The organism is Streptomyces sp. NPDC020747 (assembly GCF_044334695.1).
Taxonomy (GTDB): Bacteria; Actinomycetota; Actinomycetes; order Streptomycetales; family Streptomycetaceae; genus Streptomyces.
On the sequence record NZ_JBIRTJ010000003.1, the window covers coordinates 44,102 to 65,571 of the forward strand.

Genomic DNA, 21,470 nt, shown 5'->3' on the forward strand with positions numbered 1-21,470 from the left:
AGCATCTCCTCCCTCACCAGGATTCATCTTCCCGGCGTCGGCGGCAGACGGAATCACGTTGGGGACACGCAACACCGTGTGCGACACTGTTCGGACACAACAGCTTGGTCCTGTGGAGCAGTTTGGAGTGCTCGCCACCCTGTCAAGGTGGAGGCCGCGGGTTCAAATCCCGTCAGGACCGCTGAGATTCCTCGCGAATCTCTCGGCTGGGTAGCTCAGTTGGTACGAGCGACCGCCTGAAAAGCGGTAGGTCGCCGGTTCGACCCCGGCCCCAGCCACAGCACAGGCCCCGATCTCCGGATCGGGGCCTTGTTGTATGCCCGTACAAAAGCGTTCGCCCCTCGTTTCCCCGAGGTGAGATCCTGGACGGCGTATGTCAACGACTCCTGCCCCCGCCTTCGGCGCCATCGCCCCCCGCCTGACCGAGCTGTCCCTGCGCGACGCGCAACGGCTCGGGCGCAGGCTCGAAGGCGCGCGCAAGATCCGTAAGCCCGAGGCCCGGGCCGCCGTCCTCGCCGAGATCGAGGCGGAGGTCACCAAGGGCGAGGCCCGGATGACCGAGCGCCGCTCTCGCGTGCCCGCGATCACCTATCCCGAGCAGCTCCCGGTCAGCCAGAAGAAGGACGACATCGCGGCCGCCATCCGCGATCACCAGGTCGTCATCGTGGCCGGTGAGACCGGGTCTGGCAAGACCACCCAGATCCCCAAGATCTGTATGGAGCTCGGCCGCGGTGTGCGCGGCATGATCGGGCACACGCAGCCCCGCCGGATCGCCGCCAGGACCGTCGCCGAGCGGGTGGCGGACGAGCTCGACGTCCCGCTGGGCGAGGCCGTCGGCTGGAAGGTCCGCTTCACCGACCAGGTGAACCCGGACGGCACCTTCGTCAAGCTGATGACGGACGGCATCCTGCTCGCCGAGATCCAGACGGACCGCGAGCTGTACGCGTACGACACGATCATCATCGACGAGGCCCACGAGCGGTCCCTCAACATCGACTTCCTGCTGGGCTACCTCGCCCAGCTGCTGCCCAGGCGCCCTGACCTCAAGGTCGTCATCACCTCCGCGACCATCGACCCCGAGCGCTTCTCCCGGCACTTCGGGGACGCCCCGATCGTCGAGGTCAGCGGGCGTACGTATCCGGTCGAGGTCCGCTACCGCCCGCTTCTCGAAGAGGACGGCGCCTCCGCCGAAGGTGAAGAAGGGGACCGCGACCAGATCACCGCGATCTGCGACGCCGTCGAGGAGCTCCAGGGCGAGGGCAAGGGCGACATCCTCGTCTTCCTCTCGGGCGAGCGGGAGATCCGCGACACCGCGGACGCGATCACGAAGAGGAACTACCGCTTCACCGAGGTGCTGCCCCTGTACGCGCGGCTGTCGCACGCCGAGCAGCACCGCGTCTTCCAGCAGCACACCGGGCGCAGGATCGTGCTGGCGACCAACGTCGCCGAGACCTCGCTCACCGTGCCGGGCATCAAGTACGTGATCGACCCGGGCACCGCCCGTATCTCCAGATACAGCCACCGCACAAAGGTCCAGCGCCTCCCCATCGAGGCGATCTCGCAGGCCAGCGCCAACCAGCGCAAGGGCCGCTGCGGCCGGACCAGCGACGGCATCTGCATCCGCCTCTATTCGGAGGACGACTTCCTCGCCCGGCCGGAGTTCACCGACGCCGAGATCCTCCGTACGAACCTGGCGTCCGTCATCCTCCAGATGACCGCGGCCGGGCTCGGGGACATCGAGAGGTTCCCGTTCATCGACCCGCCGGACCACCGCAACATCCGCGACGGCGTCCAACTCCTCCAGGAACTGGGCGCGTTGGACCCCGCCCAGAAGGACGCCCGCAAGCGGCTCACGGACCGGGGCCGCAAGCTCGCCCAGCTGCCCGTCGACCCCCGCCTGGCCCGGATGGTCCTGGAGGCCGACAGGAACGGCTGTGCGCGCGAGGTCATGGTGATCGCCGCCGCGCTCTCCATCCAGGACCCACGCGAGCGCCCGGCCGACAAGCAGACCCAGGCCGACCAGCAGCACGCCCGATTCCGGGACGAGACGTCGGACTTCCTGGCGTACCTCAACCTCTGGCGGTATGTGCGCGAGCAGCAGAAGGAGCGCGGCTCGTCATCCTTCCGCCGGATGTGCAAGCAGGAGTACCTCAACTTCCTGCGGATCCGCGAGTGGCAGGACATCTACACCCAGCTGCGGACCGTCGCCAAGCAGATGGGCATTCACCTCAACGAGGACGACGCCCCCGAACAGCAGGTCCATCTCTCCCTCCTCGCCGGCCTGCTCTCCCACATCGGCATGAAGGACGTGAAGGAGACCGGTGGGGAGAGCGGCAGAAGCACCGGGAAGAACGAGTATCTGGGCGCCCGGAGCGCCAAGTTCGCGATCTTCCCCGGCTCGGCGCTCTTCAAGAAGCCCCCGCGTTTCGTGATGTCCGCCGAACTCGTCGAGACGTCCCGCCTCTGGGCCCGGGTCAACGCGAGGATCGAGCCCGAGTGGGTCGAGCCGCTCGCGGAACACCTGCTGAAGCGCACGTACAGCGAACCGCACTGGGAGAAGGACCAGGCCGCGGTCATGGCGTACGAGAAGGTCACACTGTACGGCGTGCCGATCATCGCCCAGCGGAAGGTCAACTTCGGGCGGATCGACCCGGAGGCCAGCCGCGAGCTTTTCATTCGCAACGCACTGGTCGAGGGCGACTGGCGTACGCACCACAAGTTCTTCGCGGACAACCGCAAACTCCTCACCGAGGTCGAGGAGTTGGAGCACCGCGCCCGGCGCCGCGACATCCTCGTGGACGACGAGACGCTGTTCGACTTCTACGACGAGCGGGTGCCCGAGCACGTCGTGTCGGGCGCGCACTTCGACTCCTGGTGGAAGCACAAGCGCCATGAGGAACCCGAACTGCTCGACTTCGAGCGGTCGATGCTCATCAACGAACGGGCCGGGGACGTCAGCAAGGACGACTATCCGGACACATGGCGCCAGGGCCCGCTGAAGCTCCGGGTGACCTATCAATTCGAGCCAGGTGCGGACGCGGACGGCGTGACCGTCCACGTCCCGCTCCAGGTGCTGAACCAGGTCACGGACGAGGGCTTCGACTGGCAGATCCCGGGCCTGCGCGACGAGGTCGTGACGGAGCTGATCCGCTCCCTCCCGAAGCCGATCCGCCGGAACTACGTCCCGGCCCCCGACTTCGCCCGGCGGTTCCTGAACCGGGCGGTCCCCCTTCAGGAGCCGCTGACGACCACGATGGCGCGCGAACTGAAGCGCATGGTCGGCGTTCCCTTCACGGCCGACGACTTCGACTGGTCCCGGGTCGCCGACCACCTGAAGATCACCTTCCGGATCGTCGACGAGCGGCGGCGCAAGCTGGCCGAGGACAAGGACCTGGAGGCCCTGAAGCTGCGTCTGAAGCCGAAGGCGCGGCAGGCGATCTCGCAGGCCGCGGCGGCGACGGCCGAGCGGGAGGGCGGCGAGTCCCTGGAACGCAAGGGCCTCACGGACTGGACCATCGGCTCCCTCACCCGTGTCTTCGAGACGCGTCGGGCCGGCCAGCCGGTGAGGGCGTTCCCGGCCCTGGTCGACGACGGAACGACGGCGAACACCGTCTCCGTACGCCTCTTCGACACCGAGGCCGAGCAGCAGCAGGCCATGTGGAGGGGCACGCGGCGGCTCATCCTGCGCAACATCCCGGTGAACCCGGCGAAGTTCGCCTCGGACAAGCTCACGAACGCCCACAAGCTGGCCCTGTCCGCGAACCCGCACGGCTCCGTCCAGGCCCTCTTCGACGACTGCGCGACGGCCGCCGCCGACAAGCTCATCGCCGACTTCGGCGGCCCCGCCTGGGACGAGGAGTCGTACCGCAAGCTGTACGAGAAGGTGCGCGCGGAGATCGTCGACACGACGGTCCGCACGGTCGACCAGGTGCAGCAGGTCCTGGCCGCCTGGCAGGCCTGCGAGCGCCGCCTGAAGGGCGTACGGAGCGCCGTGCTGCTCGCGAACCTCACGGACGTACGGAAGCAGCTGGACGCCCTCGTGAACCCCGGCTTCGTGACGGAGACGGGTCTGCGGCGGCTGCCGGACCTGATGCGCTATCTGGTGGCCGCGGACCGCCGGCTCCAGCAGATGCCGACGAACGTCCAGCGGGACACCAGCCGCATGGAGAAGGTCCACGAGATGCAGGACGAGTACGCCTGGCTCCTGGAGCAGATGCCGCAGGGGCGTCCCGTGCCCTCGTCGGTCCTGGACATCCGCTGGATGATCGAGGAGCTCCGGGTCAGCTACTTCGCCCACGCGCTGGGCACGGCGTACCCCGTCTCCGACAAGCGCATCGTGAAGGCGATCGACGCCGCTGTCCCGTAACAGCGCCTGCACGGTGGGTGAGTTCGCCCAGGAGGCTCACCCTCCTGTAGAGTCCTGTCTCGCAGAGCAACGCAAGATCCGCACTGCGAAACCTGGTCCTGTGGAGCAGTTTGGAGTGCTCGCCACCCTGTCAAGGTGGAGGCCGCGGGTTCAAATCCCGTCAGGACCGCATCAGATGAAGGCCCCGCATCCGCAAGGATGCGGGGCCTTAGTCGTGCCCCAAGAAACCCCCCACATCCGGCAACAGGGCGCCACACCACCCCCACAAGCCCCGCGCACCGCACCGCGGCACAACCTGGGCTTGACGCCGTCACATTCCCCCAGTACCTAAAAACCAGGGCCCAAGACACCCCATCGCACACCCCACCGGAGGTGACCATGGCGGCGACAGCTCGACATGAGACGCGAGCCCTCCTCCGCGCCCACCTGTCGGCCGCCTCCGGCTACCGCCACCTGACAAGGCACTGCCCGATCTGCCACAGACTCCTCCGGCTGGCCTCCGAGAGCGCTCCCTACGACCAGGAGAGCCCCGAGGCCCCCTACGAGGACGAGACACCCTCCACGGCGTGAGCGGACCGCAGGAAGCGCCCCGCACCCCGGCCTCGCCCCAACTGCCCCTCGGGCGACGCCAGATGCGCACGGCCCCCTCTAGCGCAGAAACGCCACCCACAACAAGGACCCTGGCGTGTGACGGGTGTCACCGCATAAGTTTTCAAACCCGCGGAACTTACCCCCCACCTACAACTGGTCAATTTAATATGTGCAATTGCACCCTGCTCCGGGGTTCACACACAGCCGATCCGACAGGTCTCCCCAGAGTGCGACAAGGCCGCTCACAGAACGGCCTCACACCCTGTGCGCACCCCATGACCAGCGCATGACCGGACACCGCCGGCACGCCCTCGGCGCACAAAAAAGATCGCGCTGGACCCGGCGGAGTCCAGCGCGATCTACGACGCACCCTTGTTGCTTGTGGTTCTCGCTCGGGCGTGGACCCCGTTGGGGCAGGATCCGCGTCGCTTGGAGCTTGGGTTCGGGCAGTCCGACAAGTTAGGGGACCTGCCGAAATGCCCTGCTATGGAGTTGTTGTTCAGACTTCGCTGCGCTGCTGCGGGATACCCGCGAGCAGGGCACGAACCTCGGCCTCGCGGTAACGGCGATGGCCGCCGAGCGTGCGGATCGAAGTGAGCTTGCCGGCCTTCGCCCACCGCGTCACCGTCTTCGGGTCCACGCGGAACATCGTGGCAACCTCAGCGGGGGTCAGCAGCGGCTCGGCATCAGGGGTGCGAGCGGTCATGAGCGGCCTCCTCGGGAGAACCGAACCTTCTCGGTTCTTTCCTCTAAATTCTGCACCTTGACCCGCGTTGCCCGAAATGGCGGATGCGGGTCGAGTCGGTTATAGGACGAACGGCTTGTCCTCGGCACTACAACTACACCATCTGTCCAGCCGCGTCGGCCAAACCGATGGAATTGCCCTCCCAGGTGTTCATCAGCGACGGAAGCCGATGGACCATGCCATAGCGGACAGTCACGCCGCTGTGACGATCAGTCACAGGACGATCAGGAGTCAACAGACCCCCCATAGCGTGCAATGCTGAGATTCCACCCATACGTGGGCAGAAGGAGCCCTCCCCGGACTCCTTGTCCTATTTTGGCATGAGGAGGGGCGTTCGACGCAAGGTCCGCGTTAGTGCCGTCCGTCACGCTTACCCCGTACGACCCGGATAGGGACTTACGTCCTGTCAGAACCCGTGACGCACAGGGACCATCAGTCCCACAGGCCATCTCCCGCCTCGGCGGGCGGACCTCCGACGCCGGTATGCGGACCTCCAGTATGCGGACTCCCCGCTTCAGCGGTCCCGGGTTCAGGAGTCCCCTGAAGATCTCTTGGCCCCTCGGCCTCAGTTCGCCGAGCGACGGTCCCGTACCGAGCGCCACCGCTCCACGAGCCGGCCGTACGCCTCACCGGCGCCCGCCCCGTCGCCCGTACGCAGCGCCTCGATGCCCTCGGCGACGTCGGCCGCCGAATGGTCGCCGTCGAGCTCCCCGGCAGGCAGGACGTGCACCAGGCCCCCGTAGTCGAGCTCCACCAGCGAGCGCGGGTGGAACTCCTCCAGCCAGCGCCCCACGTCCACCAGGCCGTCGATGAGCGGCCCCTCGTCGAGGGCGTCCCGCAGCGTCCGCAGGCCCCGCGCCACCCGCCGCCGGGCCTGCACCATCGGCGTCCGGTAACGCAGGACGGGCGGGTCCTCCGCCGCCTCCCGGCCCTCCTCGGAGCCGGCGCCCTTGTCGTACTCGCGCTCCTCGTCCGAGACCAGCACGAACCAGTTCAGCGGGACCTGCCAGGTCGACGTGCGGATCCAGGGCCGGGCGTCGGGGTTGCGGGTCAGCCAGCGCTCGTAGTCCTGGCTCGCCTGACGGCGTACGACCGCCGGCAGCACCGCGTCCAGGACCGGTGCGGGCAGTTCCTCGGCCAGGTCGCCCAGGGCCTGCCAGCCGCGCAGCCGGGTCCGCCAGGGGCACACGCACAGCACGCCGTCCACGTCCGCGACGAACGCGTCACCGCTCTCGTGCACCGGCACCGGGATCGGCGGGGTGGGCAGCAAGTCGGCCAGCGACCGGCGCAGTTCGTCCTGGTACGAAGGGCGGTCGGGCCGGCGCGCGTAGCGGGCCCAGTGGCCGCGCTCCGGCTCCGGAAAGGCCGCGAGCGGTTCGTACACGCGCAGATAGGACGCGTACGGGACGATCAACGAGGACACCTTGGGCACGCTTGCTCCCTCCCCCGCCGACCCGACGGAAAACCCGCGAGACCCGCTCACAGGAGTGCGGGAAAACACTGCAAATCGTCCCACGCCCCGTCGCGACCGTACTCCGCGAGAGGGTGATCCTGACCACTGAGCGGATGGCGGTCGCGTCCAGGCTCTAATCTCGTGCCACACAGACCTCCGCCACCCGTACGGAGGCCGTCCCAACCGCCGCTTCCTGACTGGGAGTCACCACAGTGACCGACGTAACCGGCGCCCCTGCTGATGTACTGCACACCCTGTTCCACTCGGATCAGGGCGGCCATGAGCAAGTCGTGCTCTGCCAGGACCGGGCCAGTGGCCTCAAGGCCGTCATCGCCATCCACTCGACCGCCCTGGGCCCCGCCCTCGGCGGCACCCGCTTCTACCCGTACGCGAGCGAGGAAGAGGCCGTCGCCGACGCGCTGAACCTCTCCCGCGGGATGTCGTACAAGAACGCCATGGCCGGGCTCGACCACGGCGGCGGCAAGGCCGTGATCATCGGAGACCCCGAGCGGATCAAGACCGAGGAACTGCTCCTCGCGTACGGCCGTTTCGTGGCCTCGCTCGGTGGGCGTTACGTCACCGCGTGTGACGTCGGTACGTACGTGGCCGACATGGACGTCGTGGCGCGCGAGTGCCGCTGGACGACCGGGCGCTCCCCCGAGAACGGCGGCGCGGGCGACTCGTCCGTCCTGACGGCCTTCGGCGTCTTCCAGGGCATGCGGGCCTCCGCCCAGCACCTGTGGGGCGACCCCTCGCTGCGCGGCCGCAGGGTCGGTATCGCGGGCGTGGGCAAGGTCGGGCACCACCTGGCGGAGCATCTGCTGGAGGACGGCGCCGAGGTCGTGATCACGGACGTCAGGGCGGAGTCCGTACGGCGAATTCTGGACAGACACCCGTCCGGCGGCGTGACGGCCGTGGCGGACACGGATGCGCTGATCCGGGTCGAGGGGCTGGACATCTACGCCCCCTGCGCGCTGGGCGGCGCCCTGAGCGACGAGTCCGTACCGGTGCTCACCGCGAAGATCGTCTGCGGTGCGGCCAACAACCAGCTGGAGCACGCCGGCGTCGAGAAGGACCTCGCCGACCGCGGGATCCTCTACGCGCCGGACTACGTGGTGAACGCCGGCGGTGTCATCCAGGTCGCCGACGAACTCCACGGTTTCGACTTCGAGCGGTGCAGAGCGAAGGCCGCGAAGATCTTCGACACCACGCTGGCCATATTCGCACGTGCGAAGGAGGACGGGATTCCGCCGGCCGCCGCGGCCGACCGGATCGCCGAACACCGCATGGCGGAGGCACGCCGTCCCTGAGGTCCCGGAGGACTGTCCGGGGCGTCTGGCGGGTACCTGTCGGCGAGTGTTGGAGAGAACTCTCACGTTCGTCGGCGGGTCGTTCGCCAAGAAGAGGTTAAAATCGCGGTTGACCAGCGGGGACAGGGCTCCCCGAGGGTTCTGGGCTCAGGCGCGTCCTGCGGGCGACGTACCGTATGGGCGTGGGCTCAGGTACCGTGGAAGCCCTACGGACCGGTCTCTCCACGGAGAGCCCGTTCCAGATCATGAACGGGTGTCAAGACTCTGGGGCCGTCGAGCCCCGTATCCGAGGGGGTCGAGCCATGGGGCGCGGCCGGGCAAAGGCCAAGCAGACGAAGGTCGCCCGCCAGCTGAAGTACAGCAGCGGCGGGACTGACCTCTCGCGTCTGGCCAATGAGCTGGGCGCTTCGACTTCGCAACAGCCGCCGAATGGCGAGCCGTTCGAGGACGACGACGAGGAAGACGACCCGTACTCCCAGTACGCGGATCTCTACAACGACGACGAGGACGAGGACGACGAGTCCGGTCCTACGTCTCAACGCCGCGGCGCTTGACGCTTGCAGCGCGCTGAGCAGAATCCGCGGTTCCTGTAGGGCAACAGCCGCACCTCACCCGGTCCGGGGCGATCAGCACCGGACCGGGTTTCGTGCTGCCGTCACGGGGCTCTGCCCCGAACCCCGCTCCTCAGGCGCCGGAGGGGCTGGATTCAGCGGGCCCCGGTTCACGCGTAGTCGTTGATCAAGGCTGCGCCTGTCGCGTGGTCGGCGCGGTCGGTGATCTCGCCGGCGATCCACGCTTCCACGCCTCGGTCGGCCAGTGTGGCGAGGGCCACATCCGCCGACTCCTCCGGGACGATCGCGATCATGCCGACGCCCATGTTGAGGGTCTTCTCCAACTCCAGGCGGTCCACCTGGCCGGTGGTGCCCACGAGGTCGAAGACGGGGGCCGGGGTCCAGGTGGCGCGGTCGACGATCGCGTGGAGGCCGTCCGGGATCACCCGGGCCAGGTTGGCCGCGAGACCGCCGCCCGTGACGTGTGAGAAGGCGTGCACGTCGGTCGTGCGGGTCAGCGCCAGACAGTCCAGCGAGTAGATCTTGGTGGGCTCCAGGAGCTCCTCGCCGAGCGTGCGGCCGAACTCCGCGACGTGCTGGTCGAGCTTCAGCTTCGCGCGGTCGAAGAGGACGTGCCGGACGAGTGAGTACCCGTTCGAGTGAAGCCCTGAGGCCGCCATGGCGATCACGGCGTCACCCGTACGGATGCGATCCGCGCCGAGCAGCCGGTCGGCCTCCACAACGCCCGTACCGGCGCCCGCGACGTCGAAGTCGTCCGGTCCGAGGAGGCCGGGGTGCTCGGCCGTCTCGCCGCCCACCAGGGCGCAGCCCGCGAGGACACAGCCCTCGGCGATGCCCTTCACGATGGCCGCCACGCGCTCCGGGTGGACCTTGCCGACGCAGATGTAGTCGGTCATGAAGAGCGGCTCGGCGCCGCACACCACGATGTCGTCCATGACCATCGCGACCAGGTCGTGGCCGATGGTGTCGTACACGCCGAGTTGGCGGGCGAGGTCGACCTTCGTGCCCACGCCGTCCGTGGCGGAGGCGAGCAGCGGGCGCTCGAACCGCTTGAGGGCGGAGGCGTCGAAGAGGCCGGCGAAGCCGCCGAGGCCGCCGAGGACCTCGGGGCGCTGCGTCTTCTTCACCCACTCCTTCATGAGTTCGACGGCGCGGTCGCCCGCTTCGATGTCGACGCCCGCCGCTGCGTAGCTGGCACCAGTTGTCTCAGACATGACGGTGAGAACTTTCGTGTCGTACTGCAGATGAGCAGGTATTACGGGCTGTCTGCGGGCCGTCTACGGGCGACGGATCGCGTCGGCCGCGGCCGTGGCGGCGGGCCCGGCGGCCAGCTCGGTCTCCAGGAGCTGCTTGCCGAGCAGTTCGGGGTCCGGGAGCGCCATCGGGTACTCGCCGTCGAAGCAGGCACGGCAGAGGTTCGGCTTGTCGATGGTCGTCGCGTCGATCATGCCGTCGATGGAGATGTACGAGAGGGAGTCCGCGCCCAGCGAGGTGCCGATCTCCTCGATCGTCATGCCGTTGGCGATCAGCTCGGCACGGGTGGCGAAATCTATGCCGAAGAAGCAGGGCCACTTCACTGGCGGCGAGGAGATCCGGATGTGGACCTCCGCCGCGCCCGCCTCGCGGAGCATCCGGACCAGCGCGCGCTGTGTGTTGCCGCGCACGATCGAGTCGTCCACGACGACCAGGCGCTTGCCCTTGATGACTTCCTTGAGCGGATTCAGCTTCAGCCTGATGCCCAGCTGGCGGATGGTCTGTGAAGGCTGGATGAAGGTACGGCCCACGTACGCGTTCTTCACGAGACCGGCACCGAACGGGATGCCGGAGGCCTCCGCGTAACCGATCGCGGCGGGCGTGCCCGACTCCGGAGTCGCTATGACCAGATCGGCCTCGGCAGGGGCTTCCTTGGCGAGGCGGCGGCCCATCTCGACCCGGGAGAGATACACGTTCCGGCCGGCGATGTCCGTGTCCGGACGGGCCAGATAGACGTACTCGAAGACGCAGCCCTTGGGCTTCGCTTCCGCGAATCGGGACGTCCGCAGGCCGTTCTCGTCGATGGCGACGAACTCGCCCGGCTCGATCTCGCGGACGTAGGCGGCGCCGCAGATGTCCAGGGCGGCGGACTCGGAGGCGACGACCCAGCCGCGCTCCAGGCGGCCGAGGACCAGCGGGCGGATGCCCTGCGGGTCACGGGCCGCGTACAGCGTGTGCTCGTCCATGAAGACGAGCGAGAAGGCGCCCTTGACCTGCGGGAGGACCTTCCCGGAGGCCTCTTCGATGGTCAGCGGCTTGCCGTCGTCGTCGACCTGGGCGGCCAGCAGGGCCGTCAGCAGGTCCGTGTCGTTGGTCGCCGCCACACGCGGGGTGCGGCCCTCCTGCTTGGGCAGGTCGGCGACCATCTCGGCGAGCTCGGCCGTGTTGACCAGGTTGCCGTTGTGGCCGAGCGCGATGGAGCCGTGCGCGGTGGCACGGAAGGTGGGCTGGGCGTTCTCCCAGGTGGACGCGCCGGTGGTCGAGTAGCGGGCGTGACCGACCGCGATATGACCTAGGAGCGAACCGAGAGACGCCTCGTCGAAGACCTGGGAAACGAGCCCCATGTCCTTGAAGACAAGGATCTGGGAGCCGTTGCTGACCGCGATCCCCGCGGATTCCTGGCCTCGATGCTGGAGGGCGTAGAGCCCGAAGTAAGTGAGCTTGGCGACCTCTTCACCGGGAGCCCAGACTCCGAAGACGCCGCAAGCGTCCTGGGGTCCTTTCTCGCCGGGGAGCAGATCATGACTGAGTCGACCGTCACCACGTGGCACGCCACCGAGTGTAGGCGAGATCGACCACTGGTCCGAATTGGGGAATGCCCGGCAACACGCTGCCCCTAATGGATCACTTGGCGGCGACCGCTTCGACACCCGGGCCGTTTTCGCTGGTCAGCGTGAGCGAGCTGCCCTTCAGCTGGTATTTCACGGTGGTGCCGAAGAGCTTCAGGAGGGTCTTCTCGGTGTCCATGAGTGAGGCGGAGCACATCTTCCGGGTGGTGCCGGCCGCGCCCAGAGTGATAGTGCCGTCGCCGACCGTCGCCTTGGCGGTCACCTTGTTGCAGCCGAGCTGACCGCGGACGGTGCCGTCCTTGTCGAAGGTGAGGTGCACCTTGCCCTCGGCCTCGGAGGCCAGGGCCACGGCCGATCCGCCCTTCACGGCACCCTTCGTCATCGCGGTGACGTCCCACTTGGTGCCGAGGAGCTCGGCGGGCTTGTCGGCGGTGAGGTTCACGGTGTACCCGTTCTCGGTGGTGAGCGTGAGCTTGTCGTCGTTGACCTCGGCCTTGAGCGTGCTGCCGGAGATCATGCCGCCGAGCCGGGACTCGAAGCCCATTGCCCCGTCGGCCGTGCAGGCCATCTCCGTCTTGAACGTGTCGTCGGCGACCGTGATCGTGTCGCCCTTGATCTCGGCGGTGGCCCCGAAGTGGTTGCAGCCGTAGTTGCCGCCCACCTTTCCGTCCTTGCCGAACTCGATGTGGGCGCCGGCCGGGGCGTCCTGCGTCTTGCCGTCGGCCGTCACGCTGTCGACGTTCCACTGCTTGCCGGTGATCTCGGTGGCCTGCCGGGTGCCGACGGAACCGGAACCGGAATCGTTGCTGCCGCTTTCCGTTCCGCAGGCGGCGGTGGCGAGGAGTCCGGTGACGGCCAGGGCGCTGAGGCCGACCCGCGGGCTGAGGACGCTGAGGTTGAGACGCTGCGTGTGCATGCCGCTTTGACGGGGCGGGTGGGGTGCTTGGTTCCCTCGCCGGATAACGGCCGCACAACGCCCGGCCGCTGACGCCGGTGCCGGGTCGGCGCCGGGATCAGCGCATAAGGGGAAGCAGTCCGCCCAGGTCGGCGCGTTCCCCGCTCGCGCTGACCTTCGCGTCGTCGAGGGCCGCCTTCCACTCCATGCGCCCGGTCGCGAGCCGGATCCACGTCAGCGGGTCGGTCTCGACGACGTTCGGCGGGGTGCCGCGGGTGTGGCGCGGGCCCTCCACGCACTGCACGACCGCGTACGGCGGTACGCGCACCTCGGTGGAGGCTCCGGGCACCTTCACGGCGAGGGCGTCGGCGAGGAGGCGGGTGCAGGCGGCGAGGGCCTGGCGGTCGTACGGGACGTCGAGGCCCGGGACCGCCGCGTTGAGGTCGTCGGTGTGGACGACCAGCTCCACCGTGCGGGTGACGAGATAGTCGGCGAGGGTCATGGAGCCCGTGCGGGCGGCGAGCAGACGAGCGCCGGGGGCCGCCGCCAGGTGCTCGGCGAGGCGCCGCTCCGTGCGGGCGTAGAGCGCGTCGAGGTCCGGGTTCGCCCGGGTCAGCTCGCGGGTGCCCTCGGCGATGTCGTCCGCCCTGGCACCGGTCGCGAACGGCCACTCCAGCAGGGTCAGTTCCGCCTTCGCCGGTTCGTCCCGCTCCAGGTTCCGGCTGACGGTCTCAGCGGCCATCGTGACGTGCGCGGCCAGCTCCCGTACGGTCCAGTCGCCCAGCCGCGTCGGCCCGGCCAGCTGCTCGGGGGTCAGGCCGCGCACCGCCTCCCGTACGTTCCCGAACTGGGCGAGCACCGCCGCGCGGGTCTTCGCCGGGTCGTAGATACGGGTGCGCTTCTTGGCCGGGGGCATGGCGGCGAGCCTATGCGCTATGCGCCATGGGCTCCGCTGGGAGGGGGTACTTCGTCTGCGGGTCGGTCGTGGCTGGTCGCGCGGTTCCCCGCGCTCCTTTGGGGCGCCGCTGTGAACGTTTCCTTGTTGGCCGGGACTCCGATTCCGCTCCAGGTGAAGGGGATTCCGCGGGCCGCGTCGAGGTCCGGGCCGTCCATCAGCTGGAAGTGCACGTGTGGCTCGGTGGAGTTGCCGGAGTTGCCGCAGCGGGCGATCTGCTGACCCGCGCGTACGCGGTCGCCCCGCCTGATCGTGAGCGAGCCCCGCCTCACGTGGGCGTACATCGCGTACACCCCGTCGCCGAGGTCGAGCACGACGTGGTTGCCGACGATCCAGCGCGCACCGCTGATCTCCCGGACCGCGCCTTCGATCAGCATCAAGTAGGCGAGCGCGGGCAGGGAGTTGCGGCTGAGGTGGTCGCGCATCCAGTCGCTGGCGTGCACGACAGTGGCGTCGGCCACGGCGAACAGCGGCTCGTCGTACGCGGGAAAGGCACGGCTGCGGCGGACGACCGGCCAGAGCTTGGCGAAGGCGGGGCGGCTGTTCTCGGACGCGGCGGGCTCGGCCACGATGTCGATCGCGTACGTCTGCCCGTACGCGTGCGTGCCGTGGCTCGGCACCTTCGTGGCCGGGCTGTTCATCGCGGACCAACGGCCCCTGACCGGCGGGTCCACCTCCACCGGCGGGCGGTCGGCGGCCTCGCGCCCGGGCCCGCTGCGGCTCACGGCCAGCCCGATGACGACGGACAGCAGCAGCGGCAGGAACGCCCACGCCCAGGCGATCGGGTAGCCGGGAACGAGCAGCTCGGCCAGGACCATGGCCAGGAAGGCCAGTTGGAGTATCCGGAACAGAATCATCGCGGTCTTGCGGATGGACATGGTTCCCCCAGTGGACCGGAGCCGGACAGTGGACCGGAGCCGGAAGTCGTCGAGGCCTCAGACCGGTTGAGCCGTGGTGAGGGCCACGAGGAGCGGTACGACGCGGCTCCCCGGGATCTCGTAACGGCCCCGCCCCGCCTGCCGGAGCCAGCCCGCGGCGGTCAACTGCCGCAGGTGGTGGTAGATCTGGCCGCTCGTTCCCACGTCGTCGAGCCCGGCCAGTTCGGTGGCCGTGCGCCGGCCGCCGACGATCTCGCGCAGCAGCCGCAGCCGCATTGGGTGCCCAAGCGCGGCGAACACGTCGGCCGCCTCGCTCCAGTCGGCTTCGAGCAACTGGTCGGTGGCCATGCCGTACTGCCACTCGTACCGCTCCTCGGTCGGCAGCCGCACCGAACCCGTGAACAGCACACCACCGCCCTCGACGTCGGCCAGCTGTGCCTTGAGCCCTTCGAGGGCCCAGAAGTCGCCGTCGCCCGCACGCGGAGAGGGCTCACTGCTCTCCAGGGCGTCGAGACGCCGCTCAAGTTCCGCGACGCGCTGCTCCAGATCCATGACACGAGATTACGTAATTACGTAGAAGCGGTCAAGGGGCGGTGGCATGCGTGCGGCTCAGGGGGCTTGGGCATGCCGAAGGCCCCGCCCGGAATCCGGACGGGGCCTTCAACTGCGTACCGCTGTAAGGCTTTTCTCTACGCGAGCAGCGCCGGGATCGTTCCCTCGTGGGCCGTGCGGAGCTCGGTCAGGGGGAGGGTGAACTCGCCCTGGACCTCGACTTCGTCGCCGTCCACGACGCCGATGCGGGTGACGGGCAGGCCGCGCGCCCCGCACATGTCGTTGAAGCGGAGCTCCTCGGAGCGCGGGATCGCGACGATCGCGCGGCCCGCGGACTCGGAGAAGAGGAAGGTGAACGCGTCGAGCCCGTCCGGTACGACGAGACGCGCGCCCTTGCCGCCGAGCAGGGCCGACTCGACCACGGCCTGGATCAGACCGCCGTCGGACAGGTCGTGCGCGGCGTCGATCATGCCGTCGCGGGAGGCGGAGATCAGGATCTCGGCGAGGAGGCGTTCGCGCTCCAGATCGACCTGCGGGGGCAGTCCGCCGAGGTGGTCGTGGACGACCTGCGACCAGGCCGACCCGCCGAACTCCTCGCGGGTGTCGCCGAGGAGGTAGAGGAGCTGGCCCTCTTCCCGGAAGGCGGCCGGCGTGCGGCGGGCGACATCGTCGATGACACCGAGCACGGCCACGACGGGCGTCGGGTGGATCGCCACCTCGCCCGTCTGGTTGTAGAGCGAGACGTTGCCGCCGGTCACCGGGGTGCCCAACTGCTGGCAGGCGTCGGCCAGTCCGCGGATGGCCTCCGCGAACTGCCACATGACGGCCGGGTCCTCGGGCGAACCGAAGTTCAGGCAGTCGGAGACGGCGAGCGGCTTGGCGCCGGTCGTCGCCACGTTCCGGTACGCCTCGGCCAGGGCCAACTGGGCGCCGTGGTACGGGTCCAGCTTGGTGTACCGGCCGTTGCCGTCCGTGGCGATGGCGACGCCGAGGCCCGACTCCTCGTCGATGCGGATCATGCCCGAGTCCTCGGGCTGGGCCAGCACCGTGTTGCCCTGCACGAAGTGGTCGTACTGGCTGGTGATCCAGGACTTGGAGGCCTGGTTCGGGGAGGAGACCAGCTGGAGGACCTGGTCCTTCAGCTCCTCCGAAGTCGTCGGCCTGGCCAGCTTGTTGGCGTCGTCCGCCTGAAGGGCGTCCTGCCACTCCGGGCGGGCGTACGGGCGCTCGTAGACAGGGCCGTCGTGCGCAACCGTGCGCGGGTCGACGTCGACGATCTTGCCGCCGTGCCAGAAGATTTCGAGGCGGTCGCCGTCGGTCACCTCACCGATGACGGTCGCGATGACGTCCCACTTGTCGCAGATCTCCAGGAAGCGGTCGACCTTGGACGGCTCGACGACCGCGCACATGCGTTCCTGCGACTCGCTCATGAGGATTTCCTCGGGCGAGAGCGTGGAGTCGCGCAGCGGTACGTCGTCCAGGGTGACCCGCATGCCGCCGGAGCCGTTGGACGCCAACTCGCTGGTGGCGCAGGACAGTCCGGCCGCGCCGAGGTCCTGGATGCCGACGACCAGCTTCTCGGCGAAGGCCTCCAGGGTGCACTCGATGAGGAGCTTCTCCTGGAAGGGGTCGCCGACCTGGACCGCCGGACGCTTCGACGGCTTGGCGTCGTCGAAGGTCTCGGAGGCGAGGATCGACGCGCCGCCGATGCCGTCACCGCCCGTGCGGGCCCCGTACAGAATGACCTTGTTGCCGGAGCCGGACGCCTTCGCGAGGTGGATGTCCTCGTGCCGCATGACGCCGATGGCACCGGCGTTGACCAGCGGGTTCCCCTGGTAACAGGAGTCGAAGACGACCTCGCCGCCGATGTTCGGCAGGCCCAGGCAGTTGCCGTAGCCGCCGATGCCGGCGACGACACCCGGGAGTACGCGCTTGGTGTCGGGGTGGTCGGCCGCACCGAAACGGAGGGGGTCCACGACGGCGACAGGCCGCGCGCCCATCGCGATGATGTCGCGCACGATGCCGCCGACGCCGGTGGCCGCGCCCTGGTAGGGCTCGACGTACGACGGGTGGTTGTGCGACTCGACCTTGAAGGTGACCGCGTAGCCCTGGCCGACGTCCACGACGCCCGCGTTCTCGCCGATGCCGACGAGGAGGGCGTCCGACTGCGGGGCCTTCTCACCGAACTGGCGCAGGTGCACCTTGGAGGACTTGTACGAGCAGTGCTCGGACCACATGACGGAGTACATGGCGAGTTCGGCGCCGGTCGGGCGGCGGCCGAGGATCTCCACGACCTTCTCGTACTCGTCCTTCTTCAGACCGAGTTCGGCCCAGGGCAGCTCGACGTCGGGGGTCTCGGCCGCGTGCTCGACCGTGTCCAGAGGCGTCCGGCTCATGCGTTGACCAGCTTCTTGAGGATCGAGGTGAAGAAGGGGAGGCCGTCGGTGCGGCCGGACCCGATGAGGGGCTCGACGGCGTGCTCGGGGTGCGGCATGAGGCCTACGACGTTGCCGGCCTCGTTCGTGATGCCGGCGATGTCGCGGAGGGAGCCGTTCGGGTTGAAGTCCACGTAGCGGAAGGCGACCCGGCCCTCCGCCTCCAGCATGTCGAGCGTGTGCTCGTCGGCGACGTACCGCCCGTCCATGTTCTTCAGCGGGATGTGGATCTCCTGGCCGGACTCGTAGTCGGCGGTCCAGGACGTCTCCGCGTTCTCCACCCGCAGCTTCTGGTCACGACAGATGAAGTGCAGGTGGTCGTTGCCGAGCATCCCGCCCGGGAGGAGATGGGCCTCGGTGAGGATCTGGAAGCCGTTGCAGATGCCGAGCACCGGCATTCCCGACTTCGCCTGCTCAATCACGGTCTCCATCACCGGCGAGAAGCGCGAGATCGCCCCCGCGCGCAGATAGTCGCCGTACGAGAAACCGCCGGGCAGCACCACGGCGTCGACCTGCTTGAGGTCCTTGTCCTTGTGCCAGAGAGCGACGGGTTCGGCACCGGCGAGCTTGATCGCGCGCTGGGTGTCCCGGTCGTCGAGGCTTCCCGGGAAAGTGACGACGCCAATACGAGCGGTCACTTTCCTGCCTCCGCGACTTCCTCGACCTTGACGGTGAAGTCCTCGATCACGGTGTTGGCGAGGAAGGATTCGGCGAGTTCGTGGATGCGGACGAGGGCGGCTTCGTCCACCGGTCCGTCCACTTCCAGTTCGAATCGCTTTCCCTGACGTACGTCGGCGATGCCTTCGAAACCGAGACGCGGCAGTGCACGCTGCACCGCCTGGCCCTGGGGGTCGAGGATCTCCGGCTTGAGCATGACGTCGACTACGACGCGTGCCACTGGCACTCCCGGTGTGTGGTGCTGAGCAGGTTCGTTCAGACTACCCGTACAAAATTTCTACGCGGGTAGATTCGTAGGAATCTACGTGATGGCCATCACGATTCCGCATCGAGACGCTATCGACCGGGGATGAAGGGGCTACCTTCACGAAAAATCCTGGGAAAGATCCGGATCAGGACCCGGTCTCCTATTGCCTTGAGACACGCCAAGAGATTTAGTCGAGCTTCACATTGGATTGCCGGGCACTGTACAAAGGAATTGGCAATAGCCGATACTTTGCCCAATCGCCCATAAAAACAGCCGGACAGTCGGCATCTCCGCACGTCATCACGCGTCGCTGGAGAGGTGCCGCACGAAGGGACCGATATTTCGTGGCGCAGCGTGTCGTAATCACTCTGTCCGACGACATCGACGGCTCGGAAGCGGCGGAAACGATCGCCTTCGGTCTGGACGGCAAGTCGTACGAGATCGACCTGAATCAAGCCAATGCCAAGAAACTGCGCAGGGCGTTGGAGCCGTACCTGGAGGCCGGGCGCAAGCGGTCCCGGTCCGGCAAGGCGTACCGGCAGACGGCCGTGGCGCCCGATCCGGCGGCCGTTCGGGCGTGGGCCCAGTCGCACAAGATGGAGGTGCCGGCTCGGGGGCGGATCCCCAAGCGGGTCTACGAGGCGTTCACCGCCGCGCAGTAGGACCCCGGGGAGGCGGGGCTTCCCCGAGCCGACGCATACGCGGAAGTCGGCCCCCGGAAGCCCTCATCCGGCCCTGGGAACAGCCGACTTGCGTAGTACCCCTGCTGATCAGCTAGAGTCTGGAGCACGCCGAGGGGCAAGGCCGAAAGGCCCGGTCCCGGAGTCACGCGGGTGTAGTTCAGTAGTAGAACATCCCCCTTCCAGGGGGAAGGCGCAGTGTGCAATTCCTGTCACCCGCTCTGCACCGCCGGTCTGGTCAGCGTTTTGGATCAGGTAGGCTGGTGCCCGCACCGATCGGTGAAAGCCGGTCGGAGGCAAATGCGGACGTAGCTCAGTTGGTAGAGCGCAACCTTGCCAAGGTTGAGGTCGCCAGTTCGAACCTGGTCGTCCGCTCCAGTAAGTAAGGCCCCGGTCATCACGATCGGGGCCTTTCTCGTGTGCCGGGACCGTCCCTCTGACATTTGTCATGTGCAGCGGTGACAGCGCGCACTGCTCCGGTCCGTCGGCGGCGGGGAGGCTGGTCTCATGAACACGAACGAGCACGTGATCGAGGTCACGGATCTACGACGTGTGTACGGGGGAGAGTTCGAGGCGGTCCGGGGGGTGTCCTTCTCCGTCGGCCGCGGGGAGCTGTTCGCGCTCCTCGGGACCAACGGCGCGGGCAAGACCTCCACCGTCGAACTGCTCGAAGGGCTCGCACCGCCGTCCGGCGGCCAGGTGCGCGTCCTCGGCCACGATCCGTACACCGAACGCGCCAAGGTGCGCCCGCACATCGGCGTCATGCTCCAGGAGGGCGGCTTCTCGTCCGAGCTGACCGTCGCGGAGACCGTACGGATGTGGGCGGGCTGCACGAGCGGGGCCCGGCCGGAGGGCGAGGCGCTGGCGCTGGTCGGCCTGTCGCGCCGGGCCGGCGTACGCGTGAAGCAGTTGTCCGGGGGCGAGAAGCGGCGACTGGACCTGGCGTGCGCGACCCTCGGGCGGCCCGAGGTGCTCTTCCTGGACGAGCCGACGACCGGTCTCGACGCCGAAGGGCGCCAGGAGACCTGGGAGTTGGTGCGCGAGCTGCGCGAGACGGGCACCACCGTGGTGCTGACCACGCACTACCTGGAGGAGGCCGAGGACCTCGCCGACCGGCTCGCGATCCTGCACGCCGGGCGCATCGCCGTCACCGGTACCCCGGCCGAGGTGACCGCCTCCCAGCCGTCCCGGATCTCCTTCGAACTGCCCGCCGGCTACTTCCCCGGCGATCTGCCGCCGCTCGCCTCGCTCGGGATCACCGACCACGAGCTGGAGGGCAGGATGCTCCGGCTGCGGACGCTCGACCTGCAGCGGGCCGCCACCGAGCTGCTCGTGTGGGCCCAGCGGGCGGGGGTCGAGCTGCGGGGGCTCGACGTCCGGTCGGGGTCGCTGGAGGAGGCGTTCCTGCGGATAGCCCGTGAGGCGTCGCAGGTGTCCGAGAAGACGGCGGAGAAGGAGCGTGTGGCATGAGCGCGGAGACGGTGACCACCACCGCACCGACCGGTACGACCGTGACCGCCGCACGGCGGATGACGGCTCTCGCGCGGGCCGAACTGACGCTGCTCGGACGCAGCAAGGCCACGTTCTTCGCGGCCCTGTTCGTGCCGCTGATCATGCCGATCAGCCTTCGCACTGCGGTCGAGGACATGGACCTGAAGGAGGCCGGGCTCTCGATCGGCTCGGTCATCCTGCCCTCCGCCGTCGGCTTCTCCCTCCTCTTCGCCGTCTACAGCTCGCTGGTGAGCGTCTACGCCGCCCGTCGTGAGGAGCTGGTGCTCAAGCGGCTGCGCACGGGCGAGCTGCGGGACGCGGAGATCCTGGCGGGTGCCGCGCTGCCGTCGGTCCTCATCGGGCTGGTGCAGTGTGTGGTGCTGACGGTCGCCTGCGCCGCGCTGCTCGACCTGGGAGCGCCGGAGGCACCGCACCTCGCCGTCCTGGGCCTGCTGTTGGGACTCGTCATGTGGCCCGCCATCGCGGCCGTCGTCGCGAGCTTCAGCAGGAGCCTGGAGGGCGCCCAGGTCGCGGCGGTGCCGTTGCTGCTCGTGTCCATGATGGGTTCCGGCACCTTCATACCGTTCGAGCTCATGCCCGACCGGCTCGCCTCCGTCTGTGAACTGCTGCCGCTGTCCCCGGTGATCACGCTGATACGCGGTGGCTGGACCGGGAACCTCGGCGCGTACGACGCCCTGGGCGCCATCGCCACGGCGGTGGCCTGGGTCGTGCTCTCGGTGTTTGCTGTACAGCGGTGGTTCCGCTGGGAACCGCGACACTGAGACGGCCGGGAACGACGA

At 68.5% G+C, this 21,470-nt stretch carries 18 protein-coding genes and 5 tRNA genes; 12 read left to right on the forward strand and 11 right to left on the reverse strand.

Translation table 11 applies throughout. The annotated features are described in order from the left end of the window. The first annotated feature begins 106 nt into the window (after positions 1 to 106). The 5 genes from ACH4YP_RS09270 to ACH4YP_RS09290 all read left to right on the forward strand — a co-directional run bounded on the left by ACH4YP_RS09270 (position 107) and on the right by ACH4YP_RS09290 (position 4,936). Positions 107 to 181: transfer RNA gene (locus tag ACH4YP_RS09270), tRNA-Asp, on the forward strand. Positions 182 to 204: 23 nt separating this feature from the next. Continuing rightward, positions 205 to 278 (forward strand) — tRNA-Phe (locus ACH4YP_RS09275). 95 nt (positions 279 to 373) lie between these two features. After that, on the forward strand, positions 374 to 4,366 hold the full coding sequence (hrpA, locus tag ACH4YP_RS09280) for an ATP-dependent RNA helicase HrpA (protein ID WP_398490092.1): 3,993 nt from the start codon (positions 374 to 376) through the stop codon (positions 4,364 to 4,366). A gap of 94 nt (positions 4,367 to 4,460) precedes the next feature. After that, a tRNA-Asp gene (locus ACH4YP_RS09285) sits at positions 4,461 to 4,535 on the forward strand. Positions 4,536 to 4,744: 209 nt separating this feature from the next. Continuing rightward, a complete protein-coding gene (locus ACH4YP_RS09290) occupies positions 4,745 to 4,936 on the forward strand; it encodes a DUF6274 family protein (protein WP_361053173.1) in 192 nt (63 codons plus the stop codon). Positions 4,937 to 5,456: 520 nt separating this feature from the next. On the opposite strand, the gene bldC is transcribed toward ACH4YP_RS09290, so the two are convergent. Continuing rightward, positions 5,457 to 5,663: a developmental transcriptional regulator BldC gene (gene bldC, locus ACH4YP_RS09295; protein WP_027749187.1), complete on the reverse strand. Its 207-nt coding sequence runs from the start codon at positions 5,661 to 5,663 to the stop codon at positions 5,457 to 5,459. Between the two features lie 604 nt (positions 5,664 to 6,267). Next, positions 6,268 to 7,134: a hypothetical protein gene (locus ACH4YP_RS09300; protein WP_361053170.1), complete on the reverse strand. Its 867-nt coding sequence runs from the start codon at positions 7,132 to 7,134 to the stop codon at positions 6,268 to 6,270. 233 nt (positions 7,135 to 7,367) lie between these two features. Between ACH4YP_RS09300 and ACH4YP_RS09305 the strand changes: the two genes are divergently transcribed. Both ACH4YP_RS09305 and ACH4YP_RS09310 read left to right on the forward strand, forming a co-directional pair. Continuing rightward, the gene (locus ACH4YP_RS09305; RefSeq protein ID WP_398490094.1) at positions 7,368 to 8,465 is read left to right on the forward strand and encodes a Leu/Phe/Val dehydrogenase; all 1,098 of its coding nucleotides are present in this window, start codon (positions 7,368 to 7,370) and stop codon (positions 8,463 to 8,465) included. 302 nt (positions 8,466 to 8,767) lie between these two features. Continuing rightward, positions 8,768 to 9,019, forward strand: coding sequence for a DUF3073 domain-containing protein (locus ACH4YP_RS09310; RefSeq protein ID WP_143643689.1), 252 nt, complete (start codon positions 8,768 to 8,770; stop codon positions 9,017 to 9,019). A gap of 167 nt (positions 9,020 to 9,186) precedes the next feature. On the opposite strand, the gene purM is transcribed toward ACH4YP_RS09310, so the two are convergent. The 9 genes from purM to purS all read right to left on the reverse strand — a co-directional run bounded on the left by purM (position 9,187) and on the right by purS (position 18,472). Continuing rightward, positions 9,187 to 10,251 (reverse strand): phosphoribosylformylglycinamidine cyclo-ligase, encoded by a 1,065-nt coding sequence (purM, locus tag ACH4YP_RS09315; protein ID WP_361053164.1) that lies wholly within the window; start codon positions 10,249 to 10,251, stop codon positions 9,187 to 9,189. A 63-nt stretch (positions 10,252 to 10,314) separates the two neighbouring features. Next, positions 10,315 to 11,841 (reverse strand): amidophosphoribosyltransferase, encoded by a 1,527-nt coding sequence (gene purF, locus ACH4YP_RS09320; RefSeq protein WP_361053161.1) that lies wholly within the window; start codon positions 11,839 to 11,841, stop codon positions 10,315 to 10,317. 73 nt (positions 11,842 to 11,914) lie between these two features. Next, a complete protein-coding gene (locus tag ACH4YP_RS09325) occupies positions 11,915 to 12,775 on the reverse strand; it encodes an META domain-containing protein (protein ID WP_398490095.1) in 861 nt (286 codons plus the stop codon). 97 nt (positions 12,776 to 12,872) lie between these two features. Then, positions 12,873 to 13,670: a sterol carrier family protein gene (locus ACH4YP_RS09330; protein ID WP_398490097.1), complete on the reverse strand. Its 798-nt coding sequence runs from the start codon at positions 13,668 to 13,670 to the stop codon at positions 12,873 to 12,875. Positions 13,671 to 13,687: 17 nt separating this feature from the next. Then, positions 13,688 to 14,587 carry a M23 family metallopeptidase gene (locus tag ACH4YP_RS09335; RefSeq protein WP_398490098.1) on the reverse strand — a complete coding sequence of 300 codons (900 nt, stop codon included), beginning with the start codon at positions 14,585 to 14,587 and terminating at the stop codon, positions 13,688 to 13,690. Between the two features lie 57 nt (positions 14,588 to 14,644). Then, positions 14,645 to 15,139 carry a helix-turn-helix domain-containing protein gene (locus tag ACH4YP_RS09340; RefSeq protein WP_361053149.1) on the reverse strand — a complete coding sequence of 165 codons (495 nt, stop codon included), beginning with the start codon at positions 15,137 to 15,139 and terminating at the stop codon, positions 14,645 to 14,647. 137 nt (positions 15,140 to 15,276) lie between these two features. Further along, entirely contained in the window at positions 15,277 to 17,535 is a 2,259-nt protein-coding gene (gene purL, locus ACH4YP_RS09345) for a phosphoribosylformylglycinamidine synthase subunit PurL (protein ID WP_361053146.1), read from the reverse strand. Beyond that, positions 17,532 to 18,212 (reverse strand): phosphoribosylformylglycinamidine synthase subunit PurQ, encoded by a 681-nt coding sequence (gene purQ / locus ACH4YP_RS09350; RefSeq protein ID WP_055613835.1) that lies wholly within the window; start codon positions 18,210 to 18,212, stop codon positions 17,532 to 17,534. Before purQ ends, purL begins: the two co-directional genes overlap by 4 nt. After that, the gene (purS, locus tag ACH4YP_RS09355) at positions 18,209 to 18,472 is read right to left on the reverse strand and encodes a phosphoribosylformylglycinamidine synthase subunit PurS (protein ID WP_361053143.1); all 264 of its coding nucleotides are present in this window, start codon (positions 18,470 to 18,472) and stop codon (positions 18,209 to 18,211) included. The genes purQ and purS overlap by 4 nt, the downstream gene beginning before the upstream one ends. A 371-nt stretch (positions 18,473 to 18,843) precedes the next feature. On the opposite strand from purS, the gene ACH4YP_RS09360 reads away from it, so the two are divergent. The 5 genes from ACH4YP_RS09360 to ACH4YP_RS09380 all read left to right on the forward strand — a co-directional run bounded on the left by ACH4YP_RS09360 (position 18,844) and on the right by ACH4YP_RS09380 (position 21,452). After that, positions 18,844 to 19,161 (forward strand): Lsr2 family protein, encoded by a 318-nt coding sequence (locus ACH4YP_RS09360; RefSeq protein ID WP_361053140.1) that lies wholly within the window; start codon positions 18,844 to 18,846, stop codon positions 19,159 to 19,161. Between the two features lie 167 nt (positions 19,162 to 19,328). Next, positions 19,329 to 19,400, forward strand: a tRNA-Gly gene (locus ACH4YP_RS09365). A gap of 81 nt (positions 19,401 to 19,481) precedes the next feature. Then, positions 19,482 to 19,557 (forward strand) — tRNA-Gly (locus tag ACH4YP_RS09370). 129 nt (positions 19,558 to 19,686) lie between these two features. Further along, positions 19,687 to 20,649: an ABC transporter ATP-binding protein gene (locus tag ACH4YP_RS09375; protein ID WP_361053137.1), complete on the forward strand. Its 963-nt coding sequence runs from the start codon at positions 19,687 to 19,689 to the stop codon at positions 20,647 to 20,649. Next, positions 20,646 to 21,452: an ABC transporter permease gene (locus ACH4YP_RS09380; RefSeq protein WP_361053134.1), complete on the forward strand. Its 807-nt coding sequence runs from the start codon at positions 20,646 to 20,648 to the stop codon at positions 21,450 to 21,452. Before ACH4YP_RS09375 ends, ACH4YP_RS09380 begins: the two co-directional genes overlap by 4 nt. Positions 21,453 to 21,470: the final 18 nt, after the last annotated feature.

What these genes read in the sequence shown, in the direction of transcription:
- purM (WP_361053164.1), bottom strand. Translation starts at nt 10,251, where the DNA reads ATGTCTGAGACAACTGGTGCCAGCTACGCAGCGGCGGGCGTCGACATC.
- purL (WP_361053146.1), bottom strand. Translation starts at nt 17,535, where the DNA reads ATGAGCCGGACGCCTCTGGACACGGTCGAGCACGCGGCCGAGACCCCC.
- ACH4YP_RS09380 (WP_361053134.1), top strand. Translation starts at nt 20,646, where the DNA reads ATGAGCGCGGAGACGGTGACCACCACCGCACCGACCGGTACGACCGTG.
- ACH4YP_RS09325 (WP_398490095.1), bottom strand. Translation starts at nt 12,775, where the DNA reads ATGCACACGCAGCGTCTCAACCTCAGCGTCCTCAGCCCGCGGGTCGGC.
- ACH4YP_RS09335 (WP_398490098.1), bottom strand. Translation starts at nt 14,587, where the DNA reads ATGTCCATCCGCAAGACCGCGATGATTCTGTTCCGGATACTCCAACTG.
- ACH4YP_RS09375 (WP_361053137.1), top strand. Translation starts at nt 19,687, where the DNA reads ATGAACACGAACGAGCACGTGATCGAGGTCACGGATCTACGACGTGTG.
- ACH4YP_RS09330 (WP_398490097.1), bottom strand. Translation starts at nt 13,670, where the DNA reads ATGCCCCCGGCCAAGAAGCGCACCCGTATCTACGACCCGGCGAAGACC.
- ACH4YP_RS09290 (WP_361053173.1), top strand. Translation starts at nt 4,745, where the DNA reads ATGGCGGCGACAGCTCGACATGAGACGCGAGCCCTCCTCCGCGCCCAC.
- ACH4YP_RS09310 (WP_143643689.1), top strand. Translation starts at nt 8,768, where the DNA reads ATGGGGCGCGGCCGGGCAAAGGCCAAGCAGACGAAGGTCGCCCGCCAG.
- hrpA (WP_398490092.1), top strand. Translation starts at nt 374, where the DNA reads ATGTCAACGACTCCTGCCCCCGCCTTCGGCGCCATCGCCCCCCGCCTG.
- ACH4YP_RS09340 (WP_361053149.1), bottom strand. Translation starts at nt 15,139, where the DNA reads ATGGATCTGGAGCAGCGCGTCGCGGAACTTGAGCGGCGTCTCGACGCC.
- bldC (WP_027749187.1), bottom strand. Translation starts at nt 5,663, where the DNA reads ATGACCGCTCGCACCCCTGATGCCGAGCCGCTGCTGACCCCCGCTGAG.